Source organism: Shinella sp. AETb1-6 (assembly GCF_009826875.1).
Lineage (GTDB): Bacteria > Pseudomonadota > Alphaproteobacteria > Rhizobiales > Rhizobiaceae > Shinella > Shinella sumterensis.
On the sequence record NZ_WUMM01000038.1, the window covers coordinates 1 to 1,421 of the forward strand.

A 1,421-nucleotide genomic window follows, 5' to 3' on the forward strand; every position below is an offset into this window, starting at 1 on the left:
GCACGCCCATAGGCATCCAGCACGCTTTCCTTCAAGGTTTCGGAAATCGTCGGATGCGGGAAGATCGTGTGCATCAGCTCCTCCTCCGTCGTCTCGAGGTTCATGGCGATGACGAAGCCCTGGATCAGCTCGGTCACTTCCGCGCCGACGAGATGGGCGCCCAAGAGTTCGCCGGTCTTCTTGTCGAAGATCGTCTTGACGAGGCCCTGGTCCTCGCCAAGCGCGATCGCCTTGCCGTTGGCGACGAAGGGGAAGCGGCCGACGCGGATGTCGCGGCCCTGCTCCTTGGCTTTCGCTTCCGTCAGGCCGACGGAGGCGACCTGCGGGTGGCAATAGGTGCAGCCCGGGATCTTGGACTTGTCCATCGGATGCACGTTCGGAAGACCTGCGATCTTCTCGATGCAGATGACGGCCTCATGCTCGGCCTTGTGGGCGAGCATCGGCGGGCCGGCGACATCGCCGATGGCGTAGATGCCGGGCACGTTGGTCTTGCCGTAGCCGTCGATGGCGATGAAGCCGCGGTCGGTCTTCACGCCCAGCGCCTCCAGGCCGATATTCTCGATATTGGCCTGCACGCCGACGGCCGAGATCATGCGGTCGGCCGTGATCGTCTCGACCTTGCCGTCCTTCATCTCGACATGAGCAGTGATGGAGTTGGCACCCTTCTCCACCTTGGTGACCTTGGCCTCCAGATGGATCTTCATGCCCTGCTTTTCGAACTGCTTCTTGGCAAGCGCGGAGATTTCCGCGTCCTCGACCGGCATCACCGTCTTCATCACCTCGACGACGGTCACATCCACGCCGAGCGTGCGATAGAACGAAGCGAATTCGATGCCGATGGCGCCCGAGCCCATGACGAGCAGCGATTTCGGCATCTCCGCGGGCTTCATCGCCTCGAAATAGGTCCAGATCAGCTTGCCATCCGGCTCGATGCCCGGCAGCGCGCGCGGGCGTGCACCGGTGGCGATGACGATATGCTTGGCGGTATAGGTGCCCTCGGGCAGCACGTTTTTCGGCACAGGCGCCTGCGGCTGCTGGATCGGCTTGGTCGTCTTGGAAACGACGATCTCGCCGGGCTTGGTGACTTTCGCCTCGCCCCAGATGATGTCGACCTTGTTCTTCTTCATCAGGAAGCCGACGCCGCCGTTCATGCGCTGGGCAATGCCGCGCGAGCGCGCGACGATGGCCGGAAGGTCCGGCGTCACCTTGCCTTCGATCTTCACGCCATAGTCGCCCGGATGCTGGGCATAGTGGAAGATCTCGGCCGAGCGCAGCAGCGCCTTGGTGGGGATGCAGCCCCAGTTGGAGCAGATACCGGCGAGATGCTCGCGCTCCACGATGGCCGTCTTCAGGCCGAGCTGGGCGGCGCGGATCGCGGCAATATAGCCGCCCGGGCCCGAACCGATAACGATGACGTCGTA

At 63.3% G+C, this 1,421-nt stretch carries 1 protein-coding gene; it reads right to left on the reverse strand.

The genetic code is table 11. The annotated features are described in order from the left end of the window. Positions 1-1,421 (reverse strand): dihydrolipoyl dehydrogenase (lpdA, locus tag GR158_RS25025; RefSeq protein WP_160873052.1); only part of this gene is annotated, 1,421 nt, incomplete at both ends.